A 17,206-nucleotide genomic window follows, 5' to 3' on the forward strand; every position below is an offset into this window, starting at 1 on the left:
GACGCCCGTTAGCCGAGGTGGAGTGCCGCCGAGATCAGGTCGGCCTGCTCCTGGTTGCTGCGCTTGGTCGAGCCGGTCGCGGGCGACGCGGATGCGGTGCGCGAGGAGACGAGCAGCGGTCGCTCGCCCAGGTGTCGGCCCAGCTCGATGCTGAGGAACGGCCAGGCTCCCTGGTTCGCCGGCTCCTCCTGCACCCACATGAGTTCGGCGTTCGGGTAGCGCTCGAACACCGCGTCCAGCTGCGCCGTCGGCAGCGGGTGGTACTGCTCGAGCCGCACCAGGGCGAAAGACGTGGCGTCCTCGCGCTTGTCGAGCTCGTTCTTCAGGTCGTAGTGCAGCTTGCCCGCGTGCAGCAGCACGCGCTTGACGCTCGTCGGGTCGGTGATGCGGGCGTCGTCGAGCACCGGCTCGAACTTGCCGGTGGTGAAGTCGGCGACCTCGCTCGTCGCGCCGCGCAGACGCAGCATCGACTTCGGGGTGAAGACGATGAGCGGTCGGCGCGGGCGGGCGTAGGCCTGGCGGCGCAGCAGGTGGAAGTACGAGGCGGGCGTGGACGGCCGCGCGATCGTCATGTTGTCTTCCGCCGCGAGCTGCAGGAAGCGCTCGATGCGTGCCGAGGAATGGTCCGGCCCCTGGCCCTCGTAGCCGTGCGGCAGCAGCATGACAACGCTGGAGCGCTGACCCCACTTCTGCTCGGCGCTCGAGATGAACTCGTCGATGACGGTCTGTGCGCCGTTGGCGAAGTCGCCGAACTGGGCTTCCCAGAGCACGAGGGCGTCCGGGCGCTCGACCGAGTAACCGTACTCGAAGGCGAGTGCGGCGTATTCGGACAGCAGCGAATCGAAGATCTGGAAGCGCGCCTGCGAATCCGACAGGTTCGCGAGCGGCAACCACTCCTGCCCGTTCTCACGGTCGTGGAACACGGCGTGCCGTGACACGAAGGTGCCGCGGCGCGCGTCCTGACCGACGACGCGCACCGGCGTGCCCTCGACTAGCAGCGAGCCGAGCGCGATGAGTTCGCCGAAGCCCCAGTCGATCGAGCCCTTGCGGCTCATCTCGACGCGCTTCTTGAGCAACTGCTGCAGCTTCGGGTGAACCGTGAATCCCTCGGGGGGGTTGTCGTGCGCGTCACCGATGAGGGTGAGGACGCTCTCGGTCACCGAGGTGGACTCGGGCTCGCCCGCGCTCGTATCGCGCGCCACGTCCGCCGCCGCGGCCGCGTCGGCCGAGACGACCGGCATCGCGCCGGTCTGCGCCGCGTGCGTCTCGGCGAAGGCGCGCTCCAGGCGCTCCTGGAAGTCGCGCTGCGCGGCCTCGAACTCTTCGGGCGTGATGTCGCCACGACCGACGAGCGCCTCGGTGTAGAGCGTGCGGACGCTGCGCTTGGCCTCGATCAGGTTGTACATGAGCGGCTGGGTCATCGAGGGATCGTCGCCCTCATTGTGGCCGCGCCGCCGGTAGCAGACCAGGTCGATGACGACATCCGACTTGAATTCCTGCCGGTAGGCGAAGGCGTGCTGCGCGACGCGGACGACCGCTTCGGGGTCATCGCCGTTGACGTGGAAGATCGGCGCCTGGATGGTCTTGGCGACGTCGGTGGAGTACACCGAGGTGCGCGCCTCGCTCGGCGGCGTCGTGAAACCGACCTGGTTGTTGATGACGACGTGGATGGTGCCGCCGGTCTTGTAGGCGCGCAGCTGCGACATCTGCAGGGTCTCGACGACGACGCCCTGACCGGCCATCGAGGCGTCACCGTGCACCAGGATCGGCAGGGTCGAGAACAGGCCATCGCCCGTGCGGTCCTGCTTGGCGCGCGTGATGCCCTCCAGGACGCCGTTGACGGCTTCCAGGTGCGAGGGGTTGGCCGCGAGGTAGACGGGGACCTCCTTGCCGGAGGCGCTCGTGAAGCTGCCCTCGGTGCCCAGGTGGTACTTCACATCACCCGAGCCCTGCACGGTGCGCGGGTCCTGCGTTCCCTCGAACTCGCGGAAGATCTGGCCGTAGGTCTTGCCCGCGATGTTGGTCAGCACGTTGAGGCGACCGCGGTGCGCCATGCCGATGGCGACCTCGGAGAGCTCCTCCTCCGCGGCGCCCTGCAGGATCTCGTCGAGCAGCGCGATGACCGACTCGCCGCCCTCCAGGCTGAAGCGCTTCTGGCCGACGTACTTGGTCTGCAGGAAGGTCTCGAAGGCCTCCGCCTCGTTGAGCTTCGCCATGATGCGCAGCTGGTCGTCATGGGTCGGCTTCTCGTAGGGGCGCTCCAGGCGCTCCTGGAACCACGCGCGCTGCGCCGGATCCTGGATGTGCATGTACTCGACGCCGACGGTGCGGCAGTACGAATCGCGCAGCACGCCGAGCACGTCGCGCAGCAGTGCCGCCCGACGACCCGCGAAGCCGCCGAGCACGAACTCGCGGTCGAGATCCCAGAACGTGAGGCCGTGGCTGGAGAGGTCGAGGTCGGGGTGCGAGCGTTGGACGTACTCGAGCGGGTCGATGTCGGCCATCAGGTGACCGCGGACGCGGAAGGCGTTGATGAGCTCCTGCACGCGCGAGGTCTTGCTGATGCGCTCGGAGAGGTCGACGTTGATGTCCTCGGCCCAGTGGATCGGGTCGTAGGGGATGCGCAGCGCGGCGAAGATGCCTTCGTAGAAGCCGCGCTCGCCGATCAGCAGCTCGTGGACCTTCTTGAGGAACTCACCCGAGCCGGCGCCCTGAATGACGCGGTGGTCGTAGGTGCTCGTGAGGGTGATCGTCTTGCCGATGCCGAGCTCGTGCAGCGTGCGCGGCGACGAGCCCTGGAAGGCGGCGGGGTACTCGAGCGCGCCCGCGCCGATGATCGATCCCTGGCCGCGCATGAGGCGCGGCACGGAGTGCTCGGTGCCGATGCCGCCGGGATTCGTCAGCGAGATCGTGGTGCCGGCGAAGTCTTCGGCGGTGAGCTTATTGCCGCGGGCGCGCGCGACGATGTCTTCGTACGCCGCGAGGTACTCGGCGAAGGTCATGGTGTCGACGCGCTTGATGTTCGGCACCAGGAGCGAACGCGTGCCGTCGGGCTTCGGCAGATCGATCGCGATGCCGAGGTTGACGTGGGCGTGGGCGATGATGCTCGGCTTGCCGTCGACCTCGTCGTAGGAGACGTTCTGGCTCGGGAAGTCCTTGAGCGTCTGGACGAGCGCCCAGCCGATCAGGTGCGTGAAGGAGACCTTGCCACCCCGGGCGCGACGCATGTGGTTGTTGATCACGATGCGGTTGTCGATCATGAGCTTCGCCGGAACGGTGCGCACGCTCGTCGCGGTCGGAACCGAGAGGCTCTGGTCCATGTTGGTCGCGAGCGCCTTGCTCATTCCGCGCAACGGCGTTACGACGTCGTCCGGCGGATCGATGTCGGCGTCCTTGACGACCGGAACGCTGGCCGTCGTCGGCGCCTCGGCGGGAATCGGCTGCGGCTTCGCGGGAACCCCGGTGGTGCGCGCGACCGGCGTCGTGCCATTGCCGGCGGCGGGGGCGGCGGGGGCGGGAGTCTCGGCGGACGGTGCTGCCGGAGCCGGTGCTGCCGGAGCCGGTGCCGCCGGAGCGGGTGCTGCCGGGGTCTCGGTGGCCGGGGCGTCGGCCGCAGGCGCGGCGACGGTGTCGCTCGCTCCGGGCTGGTAATTCTCGAGGATCGGCCACCAGCTCTTGTCGACCGAGTGCTTGTCGACGCGATAACGCTCGTACATTTCGTCGACGAGCCATTCGTTGGCTCCGAACTCGCCCGAGGCAAAGCCCTCGGGAGTCACTCCGGTCACGGGGCTTGACACGGCCGACCGCCCACTCTCACTCAAGGATCCGAACGCACGGCATCCTCGGCCGCACACCACCAATCTTAAGTGCTTCGGCGTCGAGATACCGACCCCGACGGCCGAACTGGCTCGGAAAAACCTGGGCGAATAGCCGTAGCGTTGAATCATGCGATTCTTGGGCACGCTGCCGAGCCACGATCTGACCTACTCCGATGTGTTCCTGGTGCCGAGCCGTTCGGCGGTGACGAGCCGCCTCGACGTCGACCTCGCCCCGATCGACGGCACCGGTGCGACGCTTCCGCTCGTGGCGGCGAACATGAACTCGGTCACCGGGCCGCGCCTCGCGTCAACGCTCGCGCGGCGCGGCGGTCTCGGGGTTCTGCCTCAGGACCTGCCGCTGCAGGAACTCGCCGCGGCGGTGCGCCAGGTGAAGTCACAGCCCGTCATTTGGGATGCGCCCCTCGAACTGTCGGCGGATGCGACGGCCGCCGACGCGCTGCGCCTCACCCCCGCCCTCCCCGGTCACGGCATCGTGCTGCGCGACGCCAACGGGGACGAAGCGGGCTGCCTGCTCGCGACCCGTCTGGCCCATGCTCTCCCCGACGCGCGGCTCGGCGACCTCGTGCACGAGCCGATCACCTCGATCGACGCCGACGATGTCGACGGCCCGCGCGGCGCCTTCGACGTGCTCGCCGACGCCGAGCTCGACTTCGCGCTGGTCCGTCACCACGGGCACCTGGTCGGCACCGTGAGCCGCAAGAGCGCGCTCCGCGGGACGCTCTACTCGCCCGCGCTCGATGGCGAGGGGCGCCTGCGCGTCGCCGCCGCCGTCGGCATCAACGGCGATGTCGCCGCGAAGGCGAAGGCGCTGGCCGAGGCCGGGGTCGATGTGCTCGTCCTCGACACGGCGCACGGTCATCAGGAGGGCATGCTCGAGGCGCTGCGCACGGTCGCGGCGCTCCGGCTCGGCATCCCGCTGGTCGCCGGCAACATCGTCACGCCCGACGGGGTGCGCGATCTCGTGGAGGCGGGGGCCGGCATCCTCAAGGTCGGCGTCGGACCGGGAGCGATGTGCACGACGCGCATGATGACCGCCGTGGGTCGCCCGCAGTTCTCCGCGGTGCTCGAGACGGCGCAGGCGGCGCGCGAGATCGGAGCCTCGGTCTGGGCGGACGGCGGGGTGCGCTACCCGCGTGACGTGGCGCTGGCGCTCGCGGCCGGAGCTTCGTCGGTGATGATCGGCTCGTGGTTCGCGGGAACGCTCGAGGCCCCGGGCGAACTCGAGACCGACGAGAACGGCCGCCTGTTCAAGCAGAGCTGGGGGATGGCATCCACCAAGGCGGTGCACGCGCGTTTCGGCCGCATGGATGCCTACGATCTCGCCCGCAAGGAACTGTTCGCCGAGGGGATCTCGAGCTCGTCGATCTACCTCGACCCGCTGCGCCCCTCGGTCGAGGATCTGATCGACATGATCACCGCGGGGGTGCGCAGCTCCTTCACCTACGCGGGCGCGAGCGATCTGGCGAGCTTCCGCGACCGCGCGGTCGTGGGCTTGCAGAGCGCCGCCGGATACGAGGAAGGCAAGGCGCTTCCGGTCAGCTGGTGATGGTCAGCATTCCTGCCCGTACGCCGGGATATACTCATCCGACCATGGATGACCCTCCGTCGTGCACACCCGCGTCGCCCACCGACTCGGAGCCTTCTCATAGACCCTCGCCGGTGACCGGTTTTCGAGGCGGTGAGACATCATGAGCCAAGAGCTTCTGTTCCTCCTCATCGGCCTCGTCCTGACGATCGGCACCGGCCTCTTCGTGGCGAGCGAGTTCGCGCTCGTCAACCTCGATCGTGCCGAGCTCGAGGCGCGCCAGGAGCGCGGCGAGACGATGCTCGGCCCGACCATTCGTGCGCTCAAGATCACCTCGACGCACCTGTCGAGCGCGCAACTCGGCATCACGCTCACCACGCTGCTCGCCGGGTTCACCCTCGAGCCGGCGCTCAGCACCTACCTCTCGCCCGGACTCGTGGCGATCGGGCTGCCCGAGGGCGCGATCCCGATCGTCGCGACGATCACGGCGATCGTGCTCGCGACGCTGCTCTCGATGATCGTCGGCGAGCTCGTGCCCAAGAACTTCGCGCTCGCGCTGCCGCGCCAGACGGCGAAAATCGTGATCCCGTTCCAGGCGGGGTTCACGGCGGTGTTCCGCCCCTTCATTTCGGTGCTCAACGGCACCGCCAACGCGATCCTGCGCAGCGTCGGTGTCGAGCCCAAGGAAGAGATCAGCTCGGCTCGCACGGCGGAGGAGCTGCGCAGCCTGGTGCGACGATCGGCGAGCGAAGGCTCCCTCGACCACGACACGGCGACCCTGCTCGCGCGCACGCTCGCCTTCGCGGATCGCGATGCGACCGAGGTCATGACGCCCAGGCCGCGGGTCGCGGCCATCTCGCGCACCGAGAACGCGAGCGCCGTCATCACGCTCGCCCGGTCCACCGGCTTCTCGCGCTTCCCCGTCATCGGCGACGATCTCGACGACATCGTCGGGGTCGTGCACGTCAAGCAGGCGGTCGCGGTGCCCCGTGAACGCCGCGCCGACGTCCCCGTGTCGGCGATCCAGACCGAAGCGCTGCGGGTTCCCGAGACCATGCACCTCGACGTGCTGCTCGGTGAGCTGCGCGCCCGCGGCTACCAGATGGCGGTCATCGTCGACGAGTACGGCGGCACCGCCGGGGTGGCCACGCTCGAAGATCTCGTCGAAGAGATCGTCGGCGAAGTCACCGACGAACACGACCGTTCGCGCGCCGACGTGGTGCGCAGCCGCGACTGGGTGACCTTCCCCGGGGCTCTTCGACCCGACGAGTTGCACGAGCGCGCCGCCGTCGTCGTGCCGAACGACGGCCCCTACGAGACCGTGGCCGGGTGGTTCTTGAGCGTGCGCGGAACCCTCGCGCACACGGGCGACACGGTCGAGACCGAGGCGGGCGTGTTCCGGGTCGAGCGGATGGACGGGCGGCGCATCGACCGCATCCGATTCACGCCCGCGCCCGTGACCGAGGAGGTCGAACGATGAGTTCCGATTGGTGGGGCATCGTCTGGCTCGTCGTCCTCCTGGGGTTCAACGCCTTCTTCGTCGGGGCGGAGTTCGCCGTCATTTCGGCGCGCCGTTCGCAGATCGAGCCGCGCGCCGAGGCCGGGTCGCGCGCCGCCAAGACGGCGCTGTGGGCGATGGAGCACGCCACGCTCATGCTCGCGACCAGTCAATTGGGCATCACGGTGTGTTCCCTGTTGATCCTGAACGTCTCCGAACCGTCGATCCATCACCTCCTCGAGGTGCCGCTCGCGCTCACCGGCTGGAGTGAGGAAGTCGTCTACGGGGTCGCGTTCGGAGTCGCGCTCGTCGTCGTCTCGTATCTGCACGTGGTGCTCGGCGAGATGGTTCCCAAGAACATTTCGTTCTCGCTGCCCGAGCGCGCCGTGCTGCTTCTCGCCCCGCCGCTCGTGGCCGTGGCGACGGTGTTCCGTCCGGTGATCGTGTCGCTCAACGCGGTGGCCAACGGTGTGCTGCGGCTGTTCGGCGTCGAACCGAAGAACGAGGCGACGAGTGCGTTCACGCTCGAGGAGGTGCAGACCATCATCCGCACCTCGACGCGCGAAGGTCTGCTCGCTGACACGACGGGGACGCTCGGCAACACGTTCGAGTTCACCGAGAAGCGGGTGCGTGACGTCGCGATTCCGATGTCCGGGCTCGTCACGCTGCCCGAGGATGCCTCCGCCGACGACCTGGAGCGCGCGGTCGCGCAGCACGGCTTCAGTCGCTACGTGCTGCTCGACGAGGCCGGCCAGCCGACCGGATACCTGCACCTCAAGGACGTGATCGACCTCAACGAGGACGAGCGCGCCGATCCGGTGCCGCCGAAGCGCATCCGACAGCTCATCTCGGTGTTCCGGGACAGCGAACTCGAGGACGCGCTCGCGATGATGCGCCGTTCCGGCGTGCACCTCGCGCGCTCCTTCGACGAGTCGGGGGAGATCTCGGGCGTGCTGTTCCTCGAAGACATCATCGAGGTGCTCGTCGGTGAGGTGCGCGACGCGACCCGGCGGATCTAGCTGTACTGACCCGGATCGTTGTTGACGTAGGAGAGACCTCCGGGGTCGAGTTGGAGCTGTCTAGGTTCCCTCGAGTCCACGGAGGTCTCTCGTGTCTCACGCTAATGCCCGGCTGACGCCCGCTGGCAGGTTGATCATGGTTCAGCGCATCGGATCGGGGCGTGCGGTTGCGCATGTTGCGGCGGAGATGGGCATTTCGCGCACGACGGCGTGGCGGTGGTGGCGCCGGTTCCGCGAACATGGCCCTGCTGGCCTCGTCGATCGCTCGAGCGTTGCCCGCTTGCACCCTCGCCGGACGGCGGCGTGCGTGGAGACGCGGGTACGGATCATGCGTCACCTCACCCGCCGCGGCCCGGTGTTCATCGCCGACAAGCTCGGCCTGCAGGCTTCGACCGTGGGGCGTGTGCTGCGTCGGCACGGGGTTCCGCTGCTGCGAGAGCTGGATCCGGTCACCGGCACGGTGATCCGCGCGACCCGCCGGTCCGCGAGACGCTACGAGCACGAGCATCCGGGTTCGCTGATTCACATCGACGTAAAGAAACTCGGTCGCATCCCAGACGGCGGCGGGTGGCGTCTGCACGGTCGCGGCGAACGCCCGAACCGCAAGCGGGGCCCGGGATACGACTACGTCCACACCGTCATCGACGACCACTCCAGGGTCGCCTACGCGGAGATCCACGACGACGAGAACGGCGCGACAGCGGCCGGCGTCCTTGAGCGGGCCATCGGCTTCTACGCGACGCTCGGGGTCAGGGTCGAACGCGTCATCAGCGACAACGCGTTCGCCTACCGGCACTCGGCCGCCTTCAGGCACGTGATCGACACGCACGGCATCAGCCAGAAGTTCATCCGCCCGCACTGCCCCTGGACAAACGGGAAAGTCGAACGCCTGAACCGCACCCTCGCAACCGAATGGGCCTACGCCCACCCCTGGACATCCAACGACGACCGCGCTGCCGGTTTGACGGCCTGGATCGACTACTACAACCTAGACAGGCGCCACCTCGGCATCGGAGGCAAAACCCCCATCGACCGAATCAACAACGGTCGAGGTCAGTACATCTAGCCGGGTGCGCCGCGTGGCGACCGACTAGAGCTTCGCGCGCGCGTACGGCGCGGGCCAGTAGTCGAGCTCGACCCCGAGTTCGCGCGCGGCGCGAAGCGGGAAGTGCGGGTCGCGCAGCACTTCGCGCCCCAGCATGACGACATCGGCCTGGCCGCTCTCGACGATTCCGGCGGCCTGTGCGGGCTCCGTGATGAGGCCCACGGCCGAGGTCGGCATACCGGTCGACCGCTTGACGCGCTCGGCGAAGGGAACCTGATATCCCGGGCCGACCGGGATCGTCACGCCCGTGATGAGCCCGCCGCTGGAGACATCGACGAAGTCGGCTCCGGCGTTCGCCGCCCAGTCCGCGACCGTCACGGTCTGCTCGAGGTCCCAGCCGCCGTCGGCGTAGTCGGTGGCCGAGAACCGCACCAGCAGGGGGCGGTCGCCGATCGCCTCGCGCACCGCGCGGATGACCTCGAGGGTCAGGCGCGCGCGATTCTCCAGGGAGCCCCCGAACTCGTCGTCGCGGTGGTTCGTGAGCGGCGAGAGGAACTGGTGCAGGAGGTAGCCGTGCGCGGCGTGCACCTCGACGAGGTCGAAACCGGCGTCGATGGCGCGTCGGGCACCGTCGGCGAAGGCTTGCACGAGGGCAGGGAGTTCGGAGGCCTCGAGCGCGCGCGGCTCGGCATGGTCGGGGAACGCGATTGCCGACGGGGCGACCGTCTGCCAGCCGCCGCGAGTCATCGGTACCGAGCCGTGTTCGGGGTCGAAGGGGCGAAACGTCGAGGCCTTGCGGCCCGCGTGGGCGAGCTGGATTCCGGAGAGTGCGCCCTGGGAGCGCACGAAATCGGTGACGCGCCTCCAGGCGTGGACCTGCTCGTCGTTCCAGATCCCGGTGTCGGCGGGGGTGATTCGGCCCTCCGGCACGACCGCCGATGCCTCGGCGATCACGACCCCCGCTCCGCCGCGGGCCAGCGCCCCCAAGTGCACGAGGTGCCAGTCGTTCGGCACTCCGTCCTCGGCCGAGTACTGGCACATCGGGGCAACCCAGATGCGGTTGCGGGCGGTGAGTCCTCGGAGCGAGATCGGGTCGAACAGCGCGGCCATGGGGTCCTTTCGGATCGGATATTGGGGACAACTCGTGCGAGCGGGCAAAGATTCCGAATTCCGCGCATCCGCCCCGGATCGACGCCGCCCGCTAGCGTGGGGGTGTGAGCGAGGAGCTGTTCGGTGCGGCGGATGCCGCCTCCTGGGTCGCGGTGCCCGAGGTCGCCGACGACAAGTACTCGCGCGGCGTGGTCGGCTTCGTCACCGGGTCGACACGATACCCGGGGGCCGCGGTGCTCGGCATCGAGGCGGCGTTGCGCACGGGCGTCGGGATGGCGCGCTTCGTCGGTCCGGATGCCGTGGCGGGGCTCGTCCTCGCGCGGCGTCCCGAGGCCGTGGCCGACCTCGGGCGCGTGCAGGCCTGGGTGCTCGGGTCGGGGCAGGACGCGCAGGCACGCGACGAGGCGGAGGCGCAGCGCCTGCGTGACGCGATCGAACAGGGGCTGCCGACCGTGCTTGACGGCGGCGCCCTCGATCTTTCCGGCCGGGCCCGCGGTCCGCTCGTGCTCACCCCGCATGCTCGAGAGCTGGCGCGCCTGACGGGGGAGAGCGTCGACACGATTCTCGCCGCCCCGGCCGCCGCCACGGTCTCGGCCGCCGACCGAGTCGGCGCGGTCGTGCTGCTCAAGGGCCACACGACGCACGTCGCGGATCCGGGTGGCCAACTGCTGCGCGTGCGCTCGGCGCCCACCTGGCTTGCGACCGCCGGCGCGGGCGACGCCCTCGCGGGCGTGCTCGGGGCGCTCATCGCGACGCACCACGAGCGACTCGCCTCGGATGCGCGTGCCCTCCTTCCGCTCGCGGCGACCGCGGCGGTCATCCACGGTCTCGCCGCCGAGCGGGCCAGCGCCGGCGGCCCGTTCACGATCCTGGATCTGTGCGCCGAGATCCCGCACGTCGTGCGGGCGCTGCTCGTCTACGGCTGAGACGTCTCCGCGCGTCCGGGGTCAGGGGGCCAAGCGGGCGAGGAACTCGCGCGTGCGCGCCTCGCGCGGCGCGCCGAACACCTGCGCGGGCGGACCCTCCTCGACGACGACGCCCCCGTCGAGGAACAACACCCGGTCGGCGACGTCGCGGGCGAACGCCATCTCATGCGTCGCCATCAGGATCGTCGCGCCGTCGCGGCCCAGTTCCCGCACCAGTTCGAGCACTTCGCCGACGAGTTCGGGGTCGAGGGCGCTCGTGATCTCGTCGAGCAGCAGCACCTCGGGGTCGGTCGCGAGCGCCCGCGCGATCGCGGCGCGCTGCTGTTGACCGCCGGAGAGTCGATCGGGGTGGGCGTGCGCCTTCTCGGCGAGGCCGATGCGCTCCAGGAGTCGCATCCCGACGGCCTCCGCGTCGGCGCGGCGGGCGCCGTGGACGTGGCGTGCGGCGAGCGTGACGTTGTCGAGCACCGAGAGGTGCGGAAACAGGTTGTAGCTCTGGAACACCACGCCGAACCGGGCGCGCACGGCGTCGGGTCGGATGCGCGGGTCGCTGATGTCGGTGTCGCCGAGCCAGATCTGTCCGTCGTCGACCCGCTCCAACAGGTTGAGGCAGCGCAACAGCGTCGACTTGCCGGACCCGCTCGCGCCGATGAGGGCGACGACCTCGTGTTCGGCGAGATCGAGGTCGATTCCTCGGAGCACCGGAGTGTCGTCGAAGGACTTGTGCAGGCCGCGCGCCCGCAACACGGCGCTCATACGATCGCTCCCGCCTGCTCGCGCTGCCGCACACGGGCGGTGTACCAGTCGGTGAGGCGGATCATCGGGAGCGCCAGCAGCACGAACAGCACCCCCGCAACCACGTACGGGGTGAAGTCGAAGGCCTTCGCGGTCTCGATCTGCGCCGCGCGCACCGCGTCCACGGCGCCGAGCACCGAAATTAGCCCGACGTCCTTCTGCATGGCGACGAAATCGTTCATGAGCGCCGGGGTGACCTTGCGGAAGGCCTGGGGCAGCACCACGAGCCGCATCGTGCGGGCGTTGGACAGGCCCAGGGCGCGCGCGGCGAGCCGCTGCGAGGGGTGCACCGCCTCAATGCCGGCCCGGATCACCTCCGAGACGTACGCCGAATAGGTCAGCGTGAGGGCGACCGTTCCGAGCACTTCGGCGGGGATGCGCTCGGCGGTCAGTCCGAGCCCGGGCACCCCGAAGCCGACCAGGTAGAGCACGATGATCAGTGGAAGACCGCGGAACAGATCCGTGTATCCGGCGGCGAGCGCGCGGAGAGGGAAGAACACCGGGCCGCGCAGGGTACGGATCGCGGCGATGAGCGTGCCGAGGATCGCGACGGCGATCGCGGCGACGGCGAGCACGCGCAGGTTGAGCAGGAAGCCGTCGAACACCCGCGGCCAGGCGGCCACCCAGCTTTCGGGATCGAAGAAGCTCTGCTGCACGACCGACCAGCCGGGGGTGTTGATGATCGTGAGCCAGACCACCACGGCGAACGCGATGGTCGAGATCGCGGCGATCAGCACCGACCGCACCGATTGCTGACGACGGAAGGCCCGGCGCTCCAGCTCGATCGAGCTGGGGTGCCGGGCCTTCGTGTCAGTCACGACGAAAGCCTACGGGAGCGATTCGTCGAGGCGTTCCCGCTACTGCAGGACGGGGGCGCCCGCGTCCTCGCCGAGCCAGGTCGCCGCGATCTCATCGAGGGTTCCGGCGTCGCGCAGCGCATCCACGGCGGCGGTCACCTCGGCGGTCAGCGCGCTGCCCTTCGGCAGCACGAGACCCCACTCGTCGCTGACGCCGTCGTCGGCCGGCAGTTGTCCGAGCAGGACTCCGCCCTCGAGCACGACCCCGACGAGGTAGAACGCGGTCGGCAGGTCGACGACGAGCGCGTCGATCTGGCCGGTCTGCAGCGCGAGCACGGCGTCGTCGTTGCTGTTGAACACCTGCACGCCGGCGGTCGGCGCGATCGCGCTCTCGGCGGCCGCGAGGCTCGTCGTGCCGGATGCGGCGCCGACGAGCGCGTCGGACAGTTCCGCGACGGTGGTCGCCCCGGCGTACGCGGTTCCGTCCACCGTCACGACCGCCTGCGGCGTCGCGTAGTACGGGGACGAGAAGTCGACGTTCTCGGCGCGATCGCTCGTGATCGTGTACTGCTGAAGGTTGAAGTCGAAGTCCTTCGGGCCCGGCGCGATGGCTTCCTCGAAGGTCGTGCGCACCCAGACGACATCGGCCGCGTCGAAGCCGAGTTCGGCCGCGATGGCGTAGGCGATGGCGGCCTCGAAGCCGTCGCCGGACTCGGGCGCGTCGTCGATCACGTACGGGTAGTAGGCGGGCTCGCCGGTGCCGATCGTGAGCTTGCCTTCGGTGACGTAGTCGGACGTCGCCTCGGTGCTTTGGCAGGCGCTCAGGCCGACGGTAAGCGAGGCTGCGGCGAGCAGCGCGAGTGCGCGCGCGGTGCGACGCGGCGGGGCGGAACGGGGCATCGAAAAGACCTCCAGGTCGTGGGGAGACGGGCGAACCGTGGTGCTGTGGTCCCATTCTCGGGTGTGCGCACGGCTGCCGTGGTGCGGTGTTGCGTTTCGTGACGCGCGCGCGATTACGCTGGGCGCATGCCGCCTGCCACGCGTGGCCGTCGGATCCGTGACGCCGCCTCCCACCCGATCGCGCTGTGGCTGGGTTTCGTCCTCGCGCATCTCTGGCTCGGGATGCTCGGCCTCTACGCGCCGGGGAACCCGCTGGGCGATGTCGGATTCGTCTACCGGTTCTGGATGGAGTACGGCCAGACGACCGGGCAGTGGGTCGGCATCGACACCGTCTGGGTCTATCCGATCCTCGCGCTCGTCCCGATGCTGGCGGCGACGGTGCTCGGCCTCGACCTCTACGTCAGCACCTGGTTGAGCCTCATGATGCTCGTCAATGCGGCGGCGTTCGCGGTGCTGCTGTCGCTCGGGGCGAGGCCCCACGGCGCACGGCGCATCGCGCCGGTCGCCTGGTGGTGGATCGCGTTCCTCGTGCTGCTGGGCCCGGTCGCGCTCGGGCGCATCGACACCGTGACGGTCGCGGTCGCGCTCGCCGGCGTCGTGGTGCTCCAGCTCGCGCCGCGCGCCGCCGGGATCCTGCTGACGGTCGCCGCGTGGATCAAGGTGTGGCCCGCGGCGCTGGTGGCCGCGATCGTGCTCGTCGATCGGTCACGCATCCGGGTGGCGGTGGCGGCGGCGGCCACGACCGTGGTGGTGCTCGCGGTGGCGCTCGCCGCCGGCGCCGGCGGCACCGTCTTCAGCTTCATCACCGAGCAGACCGGGCGCGGCCTGCAGATCGAGGCGATCAGCGCGACGGCGTGGATGTGGGATGCCGCCATCCATCCCGCGGGAGCGAGTGCCGTGTACTACGACACGTCGATTCTCACCTTTCAGCTGCGCGGGGACGGGGTCGCCGCGGCGGCGGCGATCGCGACCCCGCTGCTCGCCGTGGCCGTTGCGGTGCTGCTCGTGGCCGCCGTCGTCGCCCTGCGGCGCGGGGTGGCGAGCGCGGAGCTGCTGCCGGTGCTCGCCCTGGCGATCACGACGGCGCTCATCGTGTTCAACAAGGTCGGCTCCCCGCAATTCGTCTCCTGGCTCGCGGTTCCGGTGATCTGGGGGCTGGTCTCCGCGGTTCGCGGTGAGGGGTCGAGCTTTCGGGTGCCGGCCGTGCTGACGCTGCTGATCGCGGTGCTGACGCAGGCGATCTATCCGTTCCTCTACGACGACCTGGTCGCGCTCGGCGTCGTGCCGCTCGTCGTCCTCACAGCCCGCAATCTGCTCTATCTGGTGCTGTTCGGCTGGGCGGTGTGGACCTTGGCGGGCCTGGTGACCGCGGTCCGGGCGCCGCGCGCCGACGCGAGAAGTGCGAACACGGCAGGATGGTCGTCATGATCGTCGCCTTTTCCGTCGCCCCGAGCGGCGGCCCCGCCGGAACCGAAGCCGACTCCGTGCACGATGCGGTCGCGGCGGCGGTGCGCGTCGTCCGCGAGTCGGGGTTGCCGAATCACACGAGTTCGATGTTCACCGAGATCGAGGGGGAGTGGGACGAGGTCTTCGATGTCGTCAAGCGCGCGACCGAGGCGGTCGCCGCCTACGGTACTCGCGTGTCGCTCGTGCTGAAGGCCGACATCCGCCCGGGACGCACGGGCGAGCTGACCGGCAAGGTGGAGCGTCTCGAGGCGGCGCTGGAGCGTTCCGAGCGCGAGTCGCCCCGCGCGCTCTAGGCTGAATGCGGCTCAACGGCGAGCCGTCGTTTCGTTGTCTTCTCAGATCGGTCGCTCGCCATGCCTCAGCTCTCTCGCGCTCGCACCAACCTCGCGCTGCTCGCGCTCGCGCTCGGGGGGTTCGGGATCGGTGCGACCGAGTTCGTCGCGATGGGCCTCTTGCCCGAGCTCGCGCGCGATCTCTTGCCCGCGGTGTACGCCGCCTCGCCGGAGGACGCGATCGGTCAAGCCGGTCTGCTGATCTCGGCCTACGCGGCGGGCGTCGTGCTCGGCGCCCCGACGATCGCGGTCTTCGCGGCGCGGCTGCCGCGGCGCGGGCTGCTGGTGGGGCTCGCGGTGGCGTTCACCGCCGGAACGTTCGCCTCGGCCTTCGCACCCACCTTCGAACTCGTCGTCGCCGCCCGGTTCGTCGCGGCGCTGCCGCACGGCGCCTACTTCGGCGTCGCGGCGCTCGTCGCCGCCTCGCTGATGGGGCCCGGCAACCGCGGGCGCGGCGTCGCGCTCGTGCTCTCGGGACTCACCGTGGCCAACGTCGTCGGCGTGCCGCTCATCACGGCCCTCGGCCAGGCGGCGGGCTGGCGGATCGCCTACCTCGCGGTCGGGGCGATCTTCGCGGTCACCGTCGTCGCGATTCGTCTCGTCGTGCCGGCGCAGGCGGGCGATGCGCACGCGACGGTGCGGCGTGAGCTCTCCGGCTTCGCGCGCGGTCGCGTGTGGCTGGCGCTGATGACCGGCGCGATCGGCTTCGGCGGGTTCTTCGCGGTGTACACCTACGTGGCGCCGCTCTCGACGGAGGTCACCGGGCTGGATGCCTCGGCGGTGCCGTGGGTGCTCGTAGTGGCGGGCGTCGGCATGACGATCGGCAATCTGGCGGGCGGCCGTCTCGCCGACCATGGGCCGTTGCGGGCGATCTACTGGTGCTTCGGCGCCTTCACCGCCTCCCTCGTCCTGCTCGCGCTCACGGCCGCGAGCCCGCTCGGGCTGTTCGGCGGGATGTTCCTGGTGACCGCCTCGGCGGCGGCGCTCTCGCCGGCGATCCAGACCCGGTTGATGGATGTGGCGGGCGAGAGCCAGACGCTCGCCGCCGCCGGCAACCACGCCTCGCTCAACCTCGGCAACAGCCTCGGCGCCGCCCTCGGCGGCGTCGTGATCGCCGCGCAGTGGGGATACGTCGCCCCGGTCTGGGTGGGGTTGGCGCTGTGCGTGCCGGGGATCGCGTTCGCGCTCGCCGGGGCCGCCGCCGACCGTCGACCGGGCGCGCGCCCGATCAGCGGTCACAGCCCGCGCGGCTCAGAAGCTTCCGGCGGGCCCGTCCTGGATGAGGATTCCGTCCTGGATGGCGCGACGTCGTAGCGCCACCTTGGTGCCGACGTCGATGCCGGCCACGCGGTACTTCTCGCGAATCCGCTTGAGATAGCTCTTGGCGGTCTCCTCGGAGATGCCGAGTTCGTAGGCGACGCTCTTGACCGGCTCGCCGCCGCCGTACAGCGCCATCACGCGGCGCTCTTGGGCGGAGAGCTTGGGCGCCCCGCCGATGTCGGAGGCGTTGAGCGCGAGGTCGAGCTCGGCCGAGATGAAGCTTTCCCCCTTCGAGGCGGCACGAATGGCCTCGACGATCATCTCAGCGTCCTCGCTCTTGACGAGGTAGCCGAGCGCTCCGGAGGCGAGTGCTTCGCGGACCACGTTGGGTTCGGAGTAGGTGCTCATCAGCACGACGCGCACTCCGGCGGAGCGCAGGGTGTTGATCTTCAGGGCGACCGGGATGTTGTCTTTCAGATCGAGGTCGAGCAGGACGACGTCGACCGGGAACTCGGGATGCAGCGTGAGCTCGGGCCACGAGGCGACCGCCGCGACCATCGAGATGTCGTCGGCGGCGTTGCGGATCCATTCGGTCAGGGCGCCGAGCAGCATCCGGTGGTCGTCAACGAGAGCGAGGCGAATCGGGGAGGGCGTCACCTGCACGATCCTTTCTGGGTGGGGGTGAGGTCGGGT

The 17,206-nt window shown here is 69.9% G+C and carries 14 protein-coding genes; 8 read left to right on the forward strand and 6 right to left on the reverse strand.

What is annotated here, in order from left to right:
• Positions 1-8: 8 nt before the first annotated feature.
• Positions 9-3,797, reverse strand: a complete 3,789-nt coding sequence (locus QZ258_RS08110) for a multifunctional oxoglutarate decarboxylase/oxoglutarate dehydrogenase thiamine pyrophosphate-binding subunit/dihydrolipoyllysine-residue succinyltransferase subunit (protein ID WP_294180396.1) — start codon at positions 3,795-3,797, stop codon at positions 9-11.
• Between the two features lie 148 nt (positions 3,798-3,945).
• Between QZ258_RS08110 and QZ258_RS08115 the strand changes: the two genes are divergently transcribed.
• From QZ258_RS08115 to QZ258_RS08130, 4 genes are all read left to right on the forward strand, one after another.
• Complete coding sequence (locus tag QZ258_RS08115; protein WP_294180398.1) at positions 3,946-5,385, forward strand: GuaB1 family IMP dehydrogenase-related protein; 1,440 nt, start codon at positions 3,946-3,948, stop codon at positions 5,383-5,385.
• Between the two features lie 142 nt (positions 5,386-5,527).
• A complete protein-coding gene (locus QZ258_RS08120) occupies positions 5,528-6,844 on the forward strand; it encodes a hemolysin family protein (protein WP_294180400.1) in 1,317 nt (438 codons plus the stop codon).
• Positions 6,841-7,881, forward strand: coding sequence for a hemolysin family protein (locus QZ258_RS08125; RefSeq protein WP_294180402.1), 1,041 nt, complete (start codon positions 6,841-6,843; stop codon positions 7,879-7,881). The genes QZ258_RS08120 and QZ258_RS08125 overlap by 4 nt, the downstream gene beginning before the upstream one ends.
• 91 nt (positions 7,882-7,972) lie before the next feature.
• Positions 7,973-8,947, forward strand: a complete 975-nt coding sequence (locus QZ258_RS08130) for an IS481 family transposase (RefSeq protein ID WP_294180404.1) — start codon at positions 7,973-7,975, stop codon at positions 8,945-8,947.
• 24 nt (positions 8,948-8,971) lie between these two features.
• Here QZ258_RS08130 and QZ258_RS08135 read toward each other — a convergent pair whose 3' ends face one another.
• The gene (locus QZ258_RS08135; RefSeq protein ID WP_294180406.1) at positions 8,972-10,036 is read right to left on the reverse strand and encodes an NADH:flavin oxidoreductase/NADH oxidase; all 1,065 of its coding nucleotides are present in this window, start codon (positions 10,034-10,036) and stop codon (positions 8,972-8,974) included.
• A gap of 104 nt (positions 10,037-10,140) precedes the next feature.
• Here QZ258_RS08135 and QZ258_RS08140 point away from each other — a divergent pair, with 104 nt between their 5' ends.
• Positions 10,141-10,962: an ADP/ATP-dependent (S)-NAD(P)H-hydrate dehydratase gene (locus QZ258_RS08140; protein WP_294180408.1), complete on the forward strand. Its 822-nt coding sequence runs from the start codon at positions 10,141-10,143 to the stop codon at positions 10,960-10,962.
• Between the two features lie 21 nt (positions 10,963-10,983).
• Here QZ258_RS08140 and QZ258_RS08145 read toward each other — a convergent pair whose 3' ends face one another.
• The 3 genes from QZ258_RS08145 to QZ258_RS08155 are packed head-to-tail and all read right to left on the reverse strand — an operon-like array spanning position 10,984 to position 13,454.
• A complete protein-coding gene (locus QZ258_RS08145; RefSeq protein WP_294180410.1) occupies positions 10,984-11,718 on the reverse strand; it encodes an amino acid ABC transporter ATP-binding protein in 735 nt (244 codons plus the stop codon).
• On the reverse strand, positions 11,715-12,575 hold the full coding sequence (locus tag QZ258_RS08150; protein ID WP_294180412.1) for an amino acid ABC transporter permease: 861 nt from the start codon (positions 12,573-12,575) through the stop codon (positions 11,715-11,717). The genes QZ258_RS08145 and QZ258_RS08150 overlap by 4 nt, the downstream gene beginning before the upstream one ends.
• A 39-nt stretch (positions 12,576-12,614) precedes the next feature.
• Positions 12,615-13,454, reverse strand: coding sequence for an ABC transporter substrate-binding protein (locus QZ258_RS08155; protein WP_294180413.1), 840 nt, complete (start codon positions 13,452-13,454; stop codon positions 12,615-12,617).
• Between the two features lie 126 nt (positions 13,455-13,580).
• Between QZ258_RS08155 and QZ258_RS08160 the strand changes: the two genes are divergently transcribed.
• The 3 genes from QZ258_RS08160 to QZ258_RS08170 are packed head-to-tail and all read left to right on the forward strand — an operon-like array spanning position 13,581 to position 16,567.
• Positions 13,581-14,882, forward strand: coding sequence for a glycosyltransferase 87 family protein (locus QZ258_RS08160; protein ID WP_294180415.1), 1,302 nt, complete (start codon positions 13,581-13,583; stop codon positions 14,880-14,882).
• Positions 14,879-15,214 carry a thiamine-binding protein gene (locus QZ258_RS08165; protein WP_294180418.1) on the forward strand — a complete coding sequence of 112 codons (336 nt, stop codon included), beginning with the start codon at positions 14,879-14,881 and terminating at the stop codon, positions 15,212-15,214. The genes QZ258_RS08160 and QZ258_RS08165 overlap by 4 nt, the downstream gene beginning before the upstream one ends.
• Before the next feature lie 60 nt (positions 15,215-15,274).
• Entirely contained in the window at positions 15,275-16,567 is a 1,293-nt protein-coding gene (locus QZ258_RS08170; RefSeq protein ID WP_294180420.1) for an MFS transporter, read from the forward strand.
• Here QZ258_RS08170 and QZ258_RS08175 read toward each other — a convergent pair.
• The gene (locus QZ258_RS08175) at positions 16,505-17,170 is read right to left on the reverse strand and encodes a response regulator transcription factor (RefSeq protein ID WP_294180422.1); all 666 of its coding nucleotides are present in this window, start codon (positions 17,168-17,170) and stop codon (positions 16,505-16,507) included. The genes QZ258_RS08170 and QZ258_RS08175 overlap by 63 nt on opposite strands.
• Positions 17,171-17,206: the final 36 nt, after the last annotated feature.

This window comes from uncultured Schumannella sp., from assembly GCF_905479755.1.
In the GTDB taxonomy this organism is placed as follows: domain Bacteria; phylum Actinomycetota; class Actinomycetes; order Actinomycetales; family Microbacteriaceae; genus DCRR01.

Bases quoted from the DNA above. Each gene is read 5' to 3' on its own strand.
- QZ258_RS08155 (WP_294180413.1), bottom strand. From the start codon at position 13,454: ATGCCCCGTTCCGCCCCGCCGCGTCGCACCGCGCGCGCACTCGCGCTG.
- QZ258_RS08120 (WP_294180400.1), top strand. From the start codon at position 5,528: ATGAGCCAAGAGCTTCTGTTCCTCCTCATCGGCCTCGTCCTGACGATC.
- QZ258_RS08170 (WP_294180420.1), top strand. From the start codon at position 15,275: ATGCCTCAGCTCTCTCGCGCTCGCACCAACCTCGCGCTGCTCGCGCTC.
- QZ258_RS08160 (WP_294180415.1), top strand. From the start codon at position 13,581: ATGCCGCCTGCCACGCGTGGCCGTCGGATCCGTGACGCCGCCTCCCAC.
- QZ258_RS08145 (WP_294180410.1), bottom strand. From the start codon at position 11,718: ATGAGCGCCGTGTTGCGGGCGCGCGGCCTGCACAAGTCCTTCGACGAC.
- QZ258_RS08125 (WP_294180402.1), top strand. From the start codon at position 6,841: ATGAGTTCCGATTGGTGGGGCATCGTCTGGCTCGTCGTCCTCCTGGGG.
- QZ258_RS08165 (WP_294180418.1), top strand. From the start codon at position 14,879: ATGATCGTCGCCTTTTCCGTCGCCCCGAGCGGCGGCCCCGCCGGAACC.
- QZ258_RS08115 (WP_294180398.1), top strand. From the start codon at position 3,946: ATGCGATTCTTGGGCACGCTGCCGAGCCACGATCTGACCTACTCCGAT.
- QZ258_RS08135 (WP_294180406.1), bottom strand. From the start codon at position 10,036: ATGGCCGCGCTGTTCGACCCGATCTCGCTCCGAGGACTCACCGCCCGC.